Source organism: Pseudomonas sp. FW507-12TSA (assembly GCF_058781435.1).
The window spans coordinates 181,372-194,730 of sequence record NZ_JBYSWT010000003.1 but is presented as its reverse complement, the minus strand read 5'-3'; the positions used below and the strand labels follow the sequence as shown (position 1 = coordinate 194,730).

The 13,359-nt window shown below is 63.6% G+C and carries 15 protein-coding genes and 1 tRNA gene; 7 read left to right on the top strand and 9 right to left on the bottom strand.

Annotated elements, in window-relative coordinates; genetic code table 11:
• Window positions 1-15: 15 nt before the first annotated feature.
• The 7 genes from AC3WK8_RS04540 to AC3WK8_RS04510 form a co-directional block, all read right to left on the bottom strand.
• Window positions 16-744 carry a PA1136 family autoinducer-binding transcriptional regulator gene (locus tag AC3WK8_RS04540; protein WP_053131011.1) on the bottom strand — a complete coding sequence of 243 codons (729 nt, stop codon included), beginning with the start codon at window positions 742-744 and terminating at the stop codon, window positions 16-18.
• Entirely contained in the window at window positions 741-1,619 is an 879-nt protein-coding gene (hchA, locus tag AC3WK8_RS04535) for a glyoxalase III HchA (protein ID WP_085597981.1), read from the bottom strand. The genes AC3WK8_RS04540 and hchA overlap by 4 nt, the downstream gene beginning before the upstream one ends.
• Window positions 1,620-1,879: 260 nt before the next feature.
• Window positions 1,880-1,955, bottom strand: a tRNA-Gly gene (locus tag AC3WK8_RS04530).
• A gap of 64 nt (window positions 1,956-2,019) precedes the next feature.
• Window positions 2,020-2,580, bottom strand: coding sequence for a CDP-diacylglycerol--glycerol-3-phosphate 3-phosphatidyltransferase (gene pgsA, locus AC3WK8_RS04525; RefSeq protein WP_031320034.1), 561 nt, complete (start codon window positions 2,578-2,580; stop codon window positions 2,020-2,022).
• Window positions 2,581-2,612: 32 nt separating this feature from the next.
• Window positions 2,613-4,436: an excinuclease ABC subunit UvrC gene (uvrC, locus tag AC3WK8_RS04520; protein ID WP_103324531.1), complete on the bottom strand. Its 1,824-nt coding sequence runs from the start codon at window positions 4,434-4,436 to the stop codon at window positions 2,613-2,615.
• Window positions 4,437-4,439: 3 nt separating this feature from the next.
• A complete protein-coding gene (gene gacA / locus AC3WK8_RS04515; protein ID WP_031320037.1) occupies window positions 4,440-5,081 on the bottom strand; it encodes a response regulator transcription factor GacA in 642 nt (213 codons plus the stop codon).
• Between the two features lie 145 nt (window positions 5,082-5,226).
• Complete coding sequence (locus AC3WK8_RS04510) at window positions 5,227-5,592, bottom strand: helix-turn-helix domain-containing protein (protein ID WP_085598043.1); 366 nt, start codon at window positions 5,590-5,592, stop codon at window positions 5,227-5,229.
• 82 nt (window positions 5,593-5,674) lie between these two features.
• On the opposite strand from AC3WK8_RS04510, the gene AC3WK8_RS04505 reads away from it, so the two are divergent.
• Window positions 5,675-5,905, top strand: coding sequence for a DNA-binding protein (locus AC3WK8_RS04505; RefSeq protein WP_085597978.1), 231 nt, complete (start codon window positions 5,675-5,677; stop codon window positions 5,903-5,905).
• A 10-nt stretch (window positions 5,906-5,915) separates the two neighbouring features.
• On the opposite strand, the gene AC3WK8_RS04500 is transcribed toward AC3WK8_RS04505, so the two are convergent.
• Together AC3WK8_RS04500 and AC3WK8_RS04495 are read right to left on the bottom strand one after the other, a co-directional pair.
• Complete coding sequence (locus AC3WK8_RS04500) at window positions 5,916-6,380, bottom strand: GNAT family N-acetyltransferase (protein WP_103324530.1); 465 nt, start codon at window positions 6,378-6,380, stop codon at window positions 5,916-5,918.
• Window positions 6,377-7,132 (bottom strand): carbon-nitrogen hydrolase family protein, encoded by a 756-nt coding sequence (locus AC3WK8_RS04495; protein WP_103324529.1) that lies wholly within the window; start codon window positions 7,130-7,132, stop codon window positions 6,377-6,379. The genes AC3WK8_RS04500 and AC3WK8_RS04495 overlap by 4 nt, the downstream gene beginning before the upstream one ends.
• A 170-nt stretch (window positions 7,133-7,302) precedes the next feature.
• Between AC3WK8_RS04495 and AC3WK8_RS04490 the strand changes: the two genes are divergently transcribed.
• From AC3WK8_RS04490 to AC3WK8_RS04465, 6 genes are all read left to right on the top strand, one after another.
• Entirely contained in the window at window positions 7,303-7,434 is a 132-nt protein-coding gene (locus AC3WK8_RS04490) for a hypothetical protein (RefSeq protein ID WP_256592257.1), read from the top strand.
• A gap of 344 nt (window positions 7,435-7,778) precedes the next feature.
• Window positions 7,779-8,858: a 3-deoxy-7-phosphoheptulonate synthase gene (locus tag AC3WK8_RS04485; protein WP_103324528.1), complete on the top strand. Its 1,080-nt coding sequence runs from the start codon at window positions 7,779-7,781 to the stop codon at window positions 8,856-8,858.
• Window positions 8,859-8,975: 117 nt separating this feature from the next.
• A complete protein-coding gene (locus AC3WK8_RS04480; protein WP_022639338.1) occupies window positions 8,976-9,257 on the top strand; it encodes a peptidylprolyl isomerase in 282 nt (93 codons plus the stop codon).
• Window positions 9,258-9,410: 153 nt separating this feature from the next.
• A complete protein-coding gene (locus AC3WK8_RS04475) occupies window positions 9,411-11,273 on the top strand; it encodes an extracellular solute-binding protein (RefSeq protein WP_085597975.1) in 1,863 nt (620 codons plus the stop codon).
• A complete protein-coding gene (locus AC3WK8_RS04470) occupies window positions 11,273-12,334 on the top strand; it encodes a microcin C ABC transporter permease YejB (protein WP_022639340.1) in 1,062 nt (353 codons plus the stop codon). Before AC3WK8_RS04475 ends, AC3WK8_RS04470 begins: the two co-directional genes overlap by 1 nt.
• Entirely contained in the window at window positions 12,334-13,356 is a 1,023-nt protein-coding gene (locus AC3WK8_RS04465) for an ABC transporter permease (RefSeq protein WP_103324527.1), read from the top strand. The genes AC3WK8_RS04470 and AC3WK8_RS04465 overlap by 1 nt, the downstream gene beginning before the upstream one ends.
• Window positions 13,357-13,359 lie beyond the last annotated feature (3 nt).

Genomic DNA, 13,359 nt, shown 5'->3' with positions numbered 1-13,359 from the left:
TGCCCGGCAACCCGGCTACGGCTCCTGGCGGCCAGGCACGGCGTCCAATTCGCCGTTGCGCACCGCCACCTTGATGGCTTGTGCGGTGGTACTGGCGCCCAAGCGTCGACGCGCCGCTCGCAGGTGGTTTTCCACGGTGCGCCCGGACAACCCCAGCGTCACGGCGATATCGGCCTGGCGCTTGCCGGCGGCGGTCCAGGCCAGGACTTCACGCTCCCGATCCGACAACTGCCTGGACGGGTCGCTGACGGCCACCTCCAGCAACCGCCGTGCGGCACAGAACGCCGCACTGGCGACGTTGCCCAACATCAGCCGAACCCTGGGGCTGCTGTCGATCCGCTCACCGCCCAAGCTCATGGCGCCCTCCAGGCCCAAGGGACCGAACACCGGTACCTGCAGGCCATGCAGGCCGGCGCCCTGGGGGCGGCGGACCACCTGGTAGCGGTCACCACGCTTGCTCCAGAAGAACGGCTCGCGTGCCTCCAGGATATGCCGGGTGACCGGACAGCGGCGCACGTAGGTCGCGGCGTCGACCACCTGGCCGTCGCCGAACCAGTCCCCCTCGACCCAGTAGATGCGCTCGAGCACTTCGTCCCTGGCCGATGAGGCGGAAAACAGCACGAAACGGTCATAACCGAAAGGGCCCGCCAGGCCCCGCACCAGCGCCTGGATCGCAGGCAGCGCCGTGGCGCGCTCCAATTCCAGGACGCTGTGCAGGGCCGCTTCAGCGCTGGTCGCAGTCACCCGGCCGCCACTGCTTGCAGCAACGCGGTGGCCGCCAGCTTGCCCAGGGCGTTGCCCGCCAGCGGGCTGTCGCCGGTGAGCAGCTTGCGGTCCTGGTGCACTGCCCCGGAAATGTCCTGGTTGAGGATCTCGATCCCCAGGGCGGACAGCTGTTCGCCGAACTTCCAGGTCAGGTGGCCGGGCATGTAGCCGATGTCCGGGGTCTGGGCGTCCAGGGCGTCGGGGAAGGCGCAGATGCGGTAACCGTTGAACAGGCAGGAGTCCCTGGTCTCGCCCAGCCCGGCAGCCAGCAATGCCGCGGGGCCGTGGCACAAGGAAATGACGAACTTGTCGTTGGCCATGGCCCATTGCAGGAGTTTTTTCACCTCGGCACTTTCGGGCAGGCCGATCAGCGCGCCATGGCCGCCGGGGATGAACACCCCGATGTAGTCGGAATCGGCGCCCAGGGCGTTGTCCAGGACCTCGGCCAGCTTCAAGGGTTGCTTGAACTGGTCGCGGTACTTGGCATACAGGCCTTTGACCTCGACATCTTCGGAGGGCATGGCCCAGAACTCGAACTTGACCGGGTTGCCCGACAAGGTGGCGATATCAAAACCGAACCCGGCCTTGTCCAGGTGGTACATGGGCAACAGGGTTTCCACCGGATGATTGCCGGTGGAGAACATCGTGCCGTTGTCGGTCAGCAGATAGCGCTCGTCCGCACCGATCACCAGCACCTTCCAGCGCCCACCGGTATAGGGCCGCTGGTAGTCGGCACCACTGAGATCGGAGTGGGCGGAAGTGAATTGGCTTAGCGAGTACGGCGAGGGAAAAAACGCATTGTCCTCGGCCGGATCCGGAGTCGGGCGTTTGTCGTCGGCGGGGGTATGACTCATGGCTTGCTCCATTGTGCAGGGCGAATTCCATCATCATTGTAGGAAAGCGCGCAGGCAGCAATGAGGGTTTTCCCTCAAGTCGAGCATGGCCAGAAGCGATTGCCGCTATCAGGAGGCTGTTCGCTCATCACGGTATCAACGCCCCAGGCAAGACAGTTAATTTGTAATGCCCCTCCGAAACAACGGACTTTTCATCCATGTTGCGCAGACATTTATTTCGGGCAAAAAAAAGCCACTCGACTGAGTGGCTTTTCTGAATTTGGAGCGGGAAACGAGACTCGAACTCGCGACCCCGACCTTGGCAAGGTCGTGCTCTACCAACTGAGCTATTCCCGCAACGTCTTGGTGTTGCGCATTCTATAGAAATCAGAATGAACGTCAACCCCTTGATTCAAAAAACTTATTTTTTCTCGCCGTCGATTTTCAGGTGTGGCCATGCGGCCCGCAGGTATTGCTGCATCGACCACAAGGTCAGGCCCGCCGCCACCAGCAGCAAGGCGTAGCCCAGCAACACCCAGAAGCTGAAGACCGAAGGATTGGCCAGCAGGATCACCAGCGCCAGCATCTGCGCCGCGGTTTTCCACTTGCCCATGTTGGACACCGCCACTTGCGCCCGGGCGCCGAGCTCGGCCATCCATTCGCGCAGGGCCGAGACCACGATCTCGCGTCCGATGATCACGGCCGCCGGCAGGGTCAGCCACAGGTTGGCGTGCTCCTGCACCAGCAGCACCAATGCCACTGCCACCATCAGCTTGTCGGCCACGGGGTCGAGGAACGCGCCGAAAGGCGTGCTCTGCTCCAGGCGTCGCGCCAGGTAGCCGTCCAGCCAATCGGTGGCGGCCGCGAAGGCAAAGACTGAACTGGCTGCCATATAGCTCCAGCTATAAGGCATATAGAACAGCAATATGAAGATCGGGATAAGCAGGACGCGTAGAACGGTGATCAGATTAGGGATATTCATCGGCACAACTGGCTACGAGGTGATTGGGCATTCTACTCGCTGTGCAGGTTTGCATAAATCAACTCTGCGAGCTTTTTACTGATTCCCGGTGCCTTGGCGATCTCGTCGATGCTGGCCCGGGACAATTCCTGTAATCCACCAAAATGCTTGAGCAGGTCCCGCCGGCGTGTCGGGCCGACCCCCGCCACCCCTTCCAGGGTCGAGGTACGTCGAGCCTTGCCACGCCGGGCGCGGTGGCCGGTGATCGCGAAGCGGTGGGCCTCGTCGCGAATCTGCTGGATCAGGTGCAGCGCCGGCGAATCCCCCTTGAGGGTGAACTCGTGGGCCGCGTCGTTCAGGTATAGCGTTTCGAAACCGGCCTTGCGAGTGGTGCCCTTGGCCACGCCGAGGAGGATCAGGTCCGGTACCGCCAGTTCATTGAGCACATCGCGGGCCATGGCCATCTGGCCCTTGCCGCCGTCCACCAGGAGGATGTCCGGCAGCTTGCCCTCGCCGTCCTTGAGCTTGCTGAAGCGCCGGGTCAGGGCCTGGTGCATGGCCGCGTAGTCGTCGCCGGCGGTGACGCCCTCGATGTTGTAACGACGATAGTCGGACTTCAGTGGCCCCTCGGGTCCAAACACCACGCAGGAAGCCACGGTGGCCTCGCCGCTGGAATGGCTGATGTCATAGCACTCCAGGCGCTGCGGTGGCTCGTCCAGGTTCAGCACCTCGGCCAGGGCTTCGAAACGCGCTGCCACGTGCTGACGGTTGGCCAGGCGCGCGCCCAGGGCCTGCTCGGCATTGGTCACCGCCAGCTGCTGCCAACGCGCCCGGGTGCCACGCACCCTGTGGCTGATGGTCAATTCGCGACCGCGCAACTCATAGATGGCGGCGATCAGGATCGGAAAGTCTTCATGGGTCACATTGACGATCAACTCGGCCGGCAGGTCGCGCTCAGGACTGCTGACGAAATACTGTCCCAGGAACGCCAGCATGACTTGCGCCACATCTTCCTCGATGCCCACCTGGGGGAAGAAGTTCTTGCTGCCCAGCACTCGCCCGCCACGCACGCTGATCAGGTGCACGCAAGCGCCGCCGGGGTTGACGAAAGCCGCCAGCACGTCGACATCGCCGGTACCGCCTTCCATGCTCTGCTGGTCCTGGACCCGACGCAGCAGGCCGATCTGGTCGCGCAGTTCGGCGGCCTTCTCGAAGTCCAGGGTACTGGCGGCGGCTTCCATGGCACTGGACAACTCGTCGGTCAGGGCATTGCTGCGCCCCTCGAGGAACATCACCGAATGGCGCACGTCCTCGGCATAGACCTCGGGCTCGACCAGGCCGACGCACGGCCCCTTGCAACGCTTGATCTGGTATTGCAGGCAAGGCCGCGTACGGTTCTTGTAGTAGCTGTCCTCGCACTGGCGGACCAGGAAGGTCTTCTGCAACAGGCTCAGGCTTTCACGGATGGCACCGGCACTGGGGTAAGGCCCGAAATACTTGCCCTTCTGCTTCTTCGCCCCGCGATGGATGCTGAAGCGCGGAAAGGCGCCATCGGAGAGGAAGACGTAGGGATAGGACTTGTCGTCTCGCAGGAGGATGTTGTACGGCGGCCGCCACTCCTTGATCAGGATCTGCTCCAGCAGCAGCGCCTCGGTCTCGTTGGCGGTGATGGTGGTCTCGATCTGGGCGATACGCGCCACCAGGGCGGCGGTCTTCGGTGCCTGGCCGGTCTTGCGGAAGTAGCTCGACAGGCGGTTCTTCAGGTTCTTGGCTTTACCGACGTAGAGCAGGCGCGCATCGCTGTCGAACATGCGATACACACCGGGGCGGCCACTGCAGGTAGAAAGAAAGGCGCTGGGATCAAACAGGTCGGTCATTTTTCAGAGGCTGGCATCGACCATGCCGTGGCGAACCGCAAGCAGCGTCAATTCCACATCGCTGCTGATCGAGAGCTTCTCGAAAATCCGATAACGGTAGGTGTTCACGGTTTTCGGCGACAGGCACAGCTTATCGGAGATGATCTGCACCTTCTGGCAACCGACGATCATCAGGGCAATCTGGATTTCCCGCTCCGACAACGCATCGAACGGCGATTCACTGGAAGGCTGGAACGACTTGAAGACCAACTGCTGGGCGATTTGCGGGCTGATGTAGCGCTGGCCGGCGAAGACCAGGCGGATGGCCTGGACCATTTCATTGAGCCCCGCCCCCTTGGTCAGGTAACCCGCCGCACCCGCTTGCAGCAATCGGGTAGGGAATGGATCTTCCTCGCAGACCGTCACGGCCACGACCTTGATGTCCGGATGACTGCGCAACAACTTGCGCGTGGCTTCAAGCCCACCGATCCCTGGCATCTTGACGTCCATCAGGACTACGTCGGGTTTCAACTCCCGCGCCTTGAGCAGGGATTCCTCTCCCGACTCCGCCTGCCCGACTACTTGCAGGCCATCGATGTCAGCCAGCATTCGTGTAATGCCCGTACGAACGAGATCGTGGTCATCGACTACTAGCACCCTAATCAAGCAGACACCTCGCGAAATGGTCTTTACAGGTTGCCCGACACCTTAGCAAAAAAGCGCCGTACAAACCTAATCACATGCGCTATTAAAAACACATCAGCCGCGATAACAACGCACACCCGGCCCGCCTCTCCGCCAGGCCCTGGCTTCAGGGCTCGGCGGGCTGGGTTTTTTTCCTGGAGCCCTGGCCCTGCGACAGCTCGGCCAGGGTGGCAGTCAGACGACAGATTGCATCCTGATCACCCTTGAACAGCGCCCGATAGCAGTCAAGCACCTTTTCCTCGGTCCGGCTCAACCTGCCGGCCTGGACCGGCGTCCGGCTGCCGGTCAGCACATACAGCACATCCACTCCCCTGGCTGCCACCCGCGACAGATAATCTGCCTTGGGTGCTCGATCCCCACTCTCGTATTTACCCTGGGCGTTGGCTTCCACCCCGCCGATTTCACCAAAAACTTTTTGCGACAGTCCAAGGCGTTCCCGCTCCTGCCTCAACCGCGAACCGATTCCACTCATTTGGATGTATGATCCCATCAGATACACCCCAAGGGGGTGTCATACTCTTCAAGCTTTGAACAAAATTGAACGGTTTTGAACTATGCCCGGTATACGCACTGCCGCACAAGCCAAGGCCTGGCTGGAACACCAGGGAAAGTCGGTTCAACAGTTCGCGCGCGAACATGGGGTTGATCCGGCCACTACCTATCAGGTATTGGCCGGCCGCAAGAAGGGCAAGCGAGGGGAAGCACACAAGGTCGCGGTGCTGCTGGGCATGAAGGACGGCATTATCCTCGACGAAGTGCCGATAGTGGATCCGGCACTGGGCTGAGCCCCCCTTACTATTCTTTTCTGCCTGGCGCAGCGCCAACCGCAGTGGTAGAGCGCTCCATGCGCCAGAAGCAATCATCGGCTCCCACTACCTCAAGGCCCGTTCGCTCGTACAGGCGTTGTGCCGGGTTGTCCTTGAACACCGTCAAGCGCAACAAGCCACGGCGCTCCTTTCGCGCTATCTCTAGTACCTGCTGCAAGGTCCAGCTCCCTGCGCCCTGCCCGCGCCAGGCCGGCAGCACATGCAGCTCGCGGATGTAGAGCGCCCGCGAGTCGCGGCTCAGGCTGACGAAACCCAGCACTTCAGTCCCCTGGCAGATCAGCAGGTTCTCGCGACCGGCCCAGGCCACGTCGAAGGCGTCGTCGAGCCACAGCAGGTCATGACGGATGTAGTAGCGCAGCATGCCGGAGCAGGTCAGCTCCCGGGCGAAGGCCAGGTCGGCCTCCCGGGCCGGGCGCAGTTCGAAGTCGCTCACCGAGCCACCGGCAGCACTTGGGCCTGCCACTGCCCGGCACCGCCTCGAACCAGCAGCAACGCCTCACCGACCCCGTCCACCGCTGCCAACAGTTCTCCCTGGGGGCCCCAGGCCGCACTGCGCCCGGCGCAGGTCCAACCGCCACTGGGCCCGCCATGATTGGCCATCAGCACCAGCAGTCCATGCTCCCGGGCATACCCTTGCAACAGCGTGCCGTCGACGGCATACCCGCCTTCGCTGATCAGCACGCCGGCGGCATAGACATCGGCCCCGGCATGTGCAGCCGCCTGCACATGGCTGGCATGGCTGAAGTCCGCACAAACCGCCAGGGCAACCTGGTGCTCGGCAAATGCCAAGGGCGCGCCGCCACTGCCCGCGGCAAAAGCGCGCTCCTCGCCGGGATGCAGATGCTGCTTGCTATAGACCGCCAGCGAACCATCGCCCCCCAGCACCAGAGCACCGATCAGTACCGGTCCGTCATCGACCAGGCGAATCGGCAGCCCCACCACCGTAGTCATCTGCAGCTCCCGCGCCAGGTCGCGCAGGGGTTGCAATACCGGCGAATCCGGAGCCAAGGCCAACTCGGCCGCCAGTTGTGGCTCGTAGCCGGTCAGCGACAGCTCGGGGAACACCAGCAACTGCACGCCCTGCTGCGCCGCCAGTCGCATCAAGCGCTGGTGTCCGGCGAGGTTGGTCGGCAAGTCTCCGGCAATGGATACCGATTGGGCAGCGGCAAGGGTCAACAAGGTCACGGGCAGTCCTTTTTCGGGCAACGATGGAGGTAAACAGGCAGGCGCCGCGAGTGTCGCACAACCCCCATTGGATTGATCCATAGTCGCGCCCCCGCCTGCGCCATGGAAATTACTGATTGAATCGCCGGCCCGCCCTCTAGTAAGCTCGCTGCACTTCACGGAGAAACCCCATGCTGCCCCAGACCCTTTCCCTGCATCGCCACACCAACAGCGCACTGCGTTCGGTTGCGGCTGCCTGGGTCAATGGCAGCGCGGCGGCGAGCTTTTATTTTGGGTATTGGTTTAGCCACTGGCGCGCCTGATACCCAACCGGCGCCCATAAAAACGGGTCGCCCACCAGAGAAATCTCAACCCCCGGTCGGCCTCCCGACCGGGGGTTTTGTTTTTCCGGGCCTGGATTTTCAACCACGATTTTTGCGACACACCGAACTTACCGAGGATTGCACCATGAACTACGCCACCTATTACCGTTACGACATGTTTTCCACCTGGCGATTTAGCAGCCTCCGCTCGGGACAGCCTGCCGCCTCCGATCGGTCACCTACCGGTGGCAATTGCACACTCATGGCCAGTACGGCCAATTGTCGAACACCCCAGTAGGGCCGCGTGCGGGACATCACCCGCCGCCCGCCCAGGAAGACCGCACATGAACTCGTCCGTATCCGCTCTGTCCCTGTCCGCTCAAGCCAGCGCCAACGAACCCCTGAGCCAGCGCCTGCCCAGCTCCCTGGAACTCAAGCAGCACCTGCCGCTATCCACGGCCCTGAGCCAGCAAGTCGCCACCCATCGCCAAGCCATCCGCGCCATCCTCCAAGGCCAGGACCCACGCCTTCTGGTAGTGGTCGGCCCCTGCTCCATCCACGATCCGCAATCGGCCCTGGAATATGCCGCCAACCTGGCCCGGCTGTCCGCGCAAGTGAGCGACCAGATGCTCCTGGTGATGCGCGCCTACGTGGAAAAACCCCGTACCACCGTCGGCTGGAAAGGCTTGGCCTACGACCCGCACCTGGACGGCAGCGATGACATGGTCGGTGGCCTGGCCCTGTCCCGGGAACTGATGCGCGAAATGCTGCGCCTGGGCCTGCCGATCGCCACCGAATTGCTGCAACCCATGGCCGCCGGCTACTTCGACGACCTCTTGAGCTGGGTCGCCGTCGGTGCACGCACCACCGAATCGCAGATCCACCGGGAAATGGCCAGTGGTCTGGAGATCCCCGTGGGCTTCAAGAACGGCACCGACGGCGGCGTCGCCATCGCCTGCGACGCCATGCGCTCGGCGGCCCATCCGCACCGCCACTTCGGCGTCGACAGCCAGGGCCATCCGGCGATCATCCAGACCGCGGGCAATCCCGACACCCACCTGGTGCTGCGCGGCGGCCACCGCGGGCCGAACTACGACCGCCAGAGCGTGGCCCAGGTCCAGCGCGACCTGCACAAGCTGAAGATCCCGGCACGGATCATGGTCGATTGCAGCCACGCCAACAGTGGCAAGGACCCGGCGCGCCAGCCGGCAGTGTTCAACGAGGTGCTGGAGCAACGCCTGCAAGGTGACGCCTCGCTGATGGGGGTGATGCTCGAAAGCCACCTGTTCGAAGGCTGCCAACCGCTGAGCGGCAACCTGCGCTACGGCGTCTCGATCACCGACGGCTGCCTGGGCTGGGACACCACCGAGCACCTGCTGGGCAACGCCGCCCAGCGACTGCGGGCACTGGCGGCCAGCGCCTGAGCATCAGCCGTTACCGCCACGCCGGCAGTCGTGGCGGTAACGGCTTGAAGGAACTTTGACAAGAAATGGCCACCTGAATCCGGTAGGCTCTCCACTTTCTTGAAAGGAGCAACTCCCATGGCCAAAGCCACTGCCCGTCACATCCTGGTTGCCAGCGAAGCCAAGTGCAACGAACTCAAAGCCGAAATCGAAGCCGGCGCCGATTTCGCCGACGTAGCGAAGAAGAACTCCACCTGCCCTTCCAGCCGTGACGGCGGCAACCTGGGCTCCTTCGGCCCGGGCCAGATGGTCAAGGAATTCGATACCGTGGTGTTCAGCGCCCCGATCAACGTGGTCCAGGGCCCGGTGAAGACCCAATTCGGCTACCACCTGCTGGAAGTCACCAGCCGCCAGGACTGACCGCCCGGCGATCACGCCTGCCCCAACGGCCCGCCACTCGGTGGGCCGTTGCCTTTATGCCCCCAAGATGCGCGACAACGGATGCGGCTGGCCAGTCACGCGCGGCTAGCGTACAAATCGTGGTCATCGATCACCCGGCTTGCAAGGCTGACAATGCGACTGCTTTTCCCCTCCGTACTGCTCACCACCCTGTTGTTGGGCGCCACCAGTGCCCAGGCCGCTCCCGGACACGCCATGACCGTCTATGGCGAACCGGCCAAGTACTCCCAGGGTTTCAGCCACTTCGACTACGTCGACCCTCTGGCCCCCAAAGGCGGGACCCTGCGCCGCTCGGCCATCGAGATCGGCCGCTTCGACCATGTGCTGCCCTACATCGACAAGGGCATCGGCGTGTCCCAGCTGGATGGCCTGGTGTATGCCCCCCTGGCCCAGCGCTCCCTGGACGAACCCTATACCGTCTACGGCCTGGTGGCCGAGAAGATGGAGCGCGCCGAAGACGGCCTGTGGCTGCGTTTCTACCTCAACCCCAAGGCGCGCTTCGCCGACGACACCCCCATCACCGCCGAAGACGTGCGCTACAGCTACGACCTGCTGATGACCCAGGGCAGCATGCGTTATCGCACCCAGTTCGCCGATGTCAGCGGCGTCACCGTGGAATCGCCACGGGTGATCCGCTTCGACTTCAAGAACAACGAGAACCGTACCCTGCCCCTGGATATCGCGACCCTGCCGGTGTTTCCCGAACACTGGTGGAAGAGTCGCGACTTCGCCGGCGGTGGCGGCTATGAAGCGCCCCTGGGCAGCGGCCCCTACCGCGTGGGCAAGGTGGACTCGGGCAACAGCATCACCTTCATCCGCAACCCCGACTGGTGGGGCAAGGACCTGCCGGTCAGCCGTGGCCTGTACAACTTCGACCATTTCAGCGTCGAGTACTTCGGCGACATCGACGTTGCCCGCCAAGTGCTGCGCGGCGGGGCCTACGACTACAACCGCGAGTTCTCCGCCACCGGCTACTCCATCGGCTACGACAGCCCGGCCCTGAACGACGGACGCCTGCAGAAGGCCCACCTGGCCCAAGCCGCACCGCAACCGGCCCAGGGCTACGTGTTCAACCTCGACCGCCCGGTGTTCCAGGACCGCCGCACCCGCCAGGCCCTGGCCATGCTCTGGGACTTCGAGTGGAGCAACCGGCAGATGATGCGCAACCTGTACATCCGCCAGCAGAGCTTCTTCTCCAACACCCCGCTGGCGGCCCGCAGCCTGCCGGACGCCGAGGAGTTGAAGATCCTCGAGCCATTGCGCGGGCAGATTCCCGACGAGGTCTTCACCCAGGTGTTCGAAGCACCGAAGACCGACGGCAGTGGCGTACTGCGCGACAAGCAACTGCAGGCCCTGTCCCTGCTGGAACAAGCAGGCTGGAAGCCCGAGGGCGACAAGCTGGTCAATGCCCAGGGCGCCCCCCTGGCGTTCACCTTCCTGATCACCCAGGGCTCCATCGAGCGCCTGTTGCTGCCCTACAAGCGCAACCTGGCCCAGATCGGCATCACCCTGAACATCCGCCGCATCGATTCCGCGCAGTACGTCAATCGGCTGATGGCCCGCGACTACGACATGATCGTCACCGGCTACCCGGTGACCACCTCGCCCGGGCTGGAGCTGTACAACTACTTCGGTTCGGCCGCGGCCAACGACCCGGGCTCGAACAACCTCATGGTGCTCAAGAACCCGGCGGTGGACACCCTGGTCAACGGCCTGGTCAAGGCCACCAGCCAGCCGCAAATGCTGCGCTACGCCCACGCCCTGGACCGGGTGCTGCAATGGAACTACTACTGGATCGCCAACTACTACCCACCCGGCACCTCCACCGTCTGGTGGAACCGTTTCGGCAGGCCCAAGGTGCCGGCCAGCAACGACGAAGCCATCGAAACCTGGTGGGAAGTCAGCCCCACCCCACTGACCAATGACCAGATGGCCGCCGAACTCGCGCGCCGTGGCAAACCCGGAGGGCGCCCCTGATGCCGGCCTACATCCTGCGGCGCTTGCTGCTGATCATCCCCACCCTGCTGATCATCCTTCTGGTGAACTTCGTCATCGTCCAGGCCGCTCCCGGCGGCCCGGTTGAGCAGGCCATCGCCCGCTTGCAGGGCATTGGCGGCGGTGGCGTGGGTGGCTCCGCCGATGCCATGACCAGTGGCGGTTCGCGCGCCAGCCGCGGCCTGGACCCCAAGCTGATCCAGGACATCGAGAAACAGTACGGTTTCGACAAGCCGGCCCATGAACGCCTGTGGCTGATGCTCAAGAACTACGCCCAACTGGACTTCGGCAAGAGCTTCTTTCGTGGTGCCACGGTCACCGACCTGATCCTGGAAAAGATGCCCGTGACCATTTCCCTGGGGCTGTGGGCGACCCTGATCACCTACCTGGTGTCGATCCCCCTGGGGATCCGCAAGGCGGTGCGCCATGGCAGCCACTTCGATGTCTGGAGCAGCACCGCGATCATCATCGGCTACGCCATGCCGGCCTTCCTGTTCGCCATGTTCCTGATCGTGCTGTTCGCCGGTGGCACCTCGCTGAACTGGTTCCCGGTACGCGGCCTGGTCTCGGACGACTTCGACCAGCTGAGCACCCTGGGCAAGATCGCCGACTACTTTTGGCACCTGGTGCTGCCGGTCAGCTCCCTGGTGATCGGCGGCTTCGCTACCCTGACCATCCTCACCAAGAACAGCTTCCTCAACGAAATCACCCGCCAGTACGTGGTCACCGCCCGGGCCAAGGGTCTGAGCGAACGCCGGGTGCTGTACGGCCATGTGTTTCGCAACGCCATGCTGCTGGTGGTCTCGGGCATTCCCCAGGCCTTCATCAGCGTGTTCTTCGCCGGCTCCCTGCTGATCGAAGTGATCTTCTCCCTCGATGGCCTGGGGCGCATGAGCTACGAGGCCGCGGTCTCCCGGGACTATCCGGTGGTGTTCGGCTCGCTGTTCATCTTCACCCTGTTCGGGCTCTTGATAAAACTCATCGGCGACCTGTGCTACACCCTGGTCGACCCGCGCATCGACTTCGCCGCGAGGAACGCCTGATGCTCAAGCTTTCCCCCCTGGCGCGCCGACGCCTGGACCGTTTCAAGCAGAACCGCCGGGGCTGGTGGTCGCTGTGGCTGTTCATCGGCCTGTTCGTCCTGACCCTGGGCGGCGAGCTGATCGCCAACGACAAGCCGCTGGTACTGAGCTACCAGGGCTCGCTGTACTTCCCGGTGTTCAAGCGCTACACCGAGCAGGAGTTCGGCGGCCAGCTGCCGTTCCAGGCCGACTACCGCAGCGACTACGTGCAGCAGCTGATTCGCAAGGACGGCGGCTGGCTGCTGTTCCCGCCCATCCCCTTCAGCGAAGACACGCCCAACTACGACCTGACCCGACCGGCCCCCAGCCCGCCCACGGCGACCAACTGGCTGGGCACCGACGACCAGGCCCGGGACGTCCTCGCGCGGGTGATCTACGGCGCCCGGGTGTCGATCCTGTTCGCCCTGGCCCTGACCGCCATCAGTGCCCTGGTCGGCATTGCCGCCGGCGCACTGCAGGGCTACTACGGCGGCTGGGTCGATCTCCTGGGCCAGCGCCTGCTGGAAGTCTGGTCGGGGCTACCGGTGCTGTATCTCTTGATCATCCTGTCCGGTTTCGTCGAACCCAACTTCTGGTGGCTGCTGGGGATCATGGCACTGTTCTCCTGGCTGGCCCTGGTGGACGTGGTACGCGCCGAATTCCTGCGTGGGCGCAACCTGGAATACGTCAAGGCCGCCAGGGCCCTGGGCCTGGGCGATCGCAAGGTGATCCTGCGGCACATCCTGCCCAACGCCATGAACGCCACCCTGAGCTACCTGCCGTTCATCCTCACCGGCGCCATCTCGACCCTCACCGCCCTGGACTTCCTCGGCTTCGGCATGCCCGCCGGCAGCGCCTCCCTGGGCGAGCTGATCGGCCAGGGCAAGCAGAACCTGCAGGCGCCATGGCTGGGGCTGACGGCGTTCTTCGCCCTGGCGCTGATCCTCTCGCTGCTGGTGTTCATCGGCGAGGCGCTGCGCGATGCCTTTGATCCACGATCTTGAAGC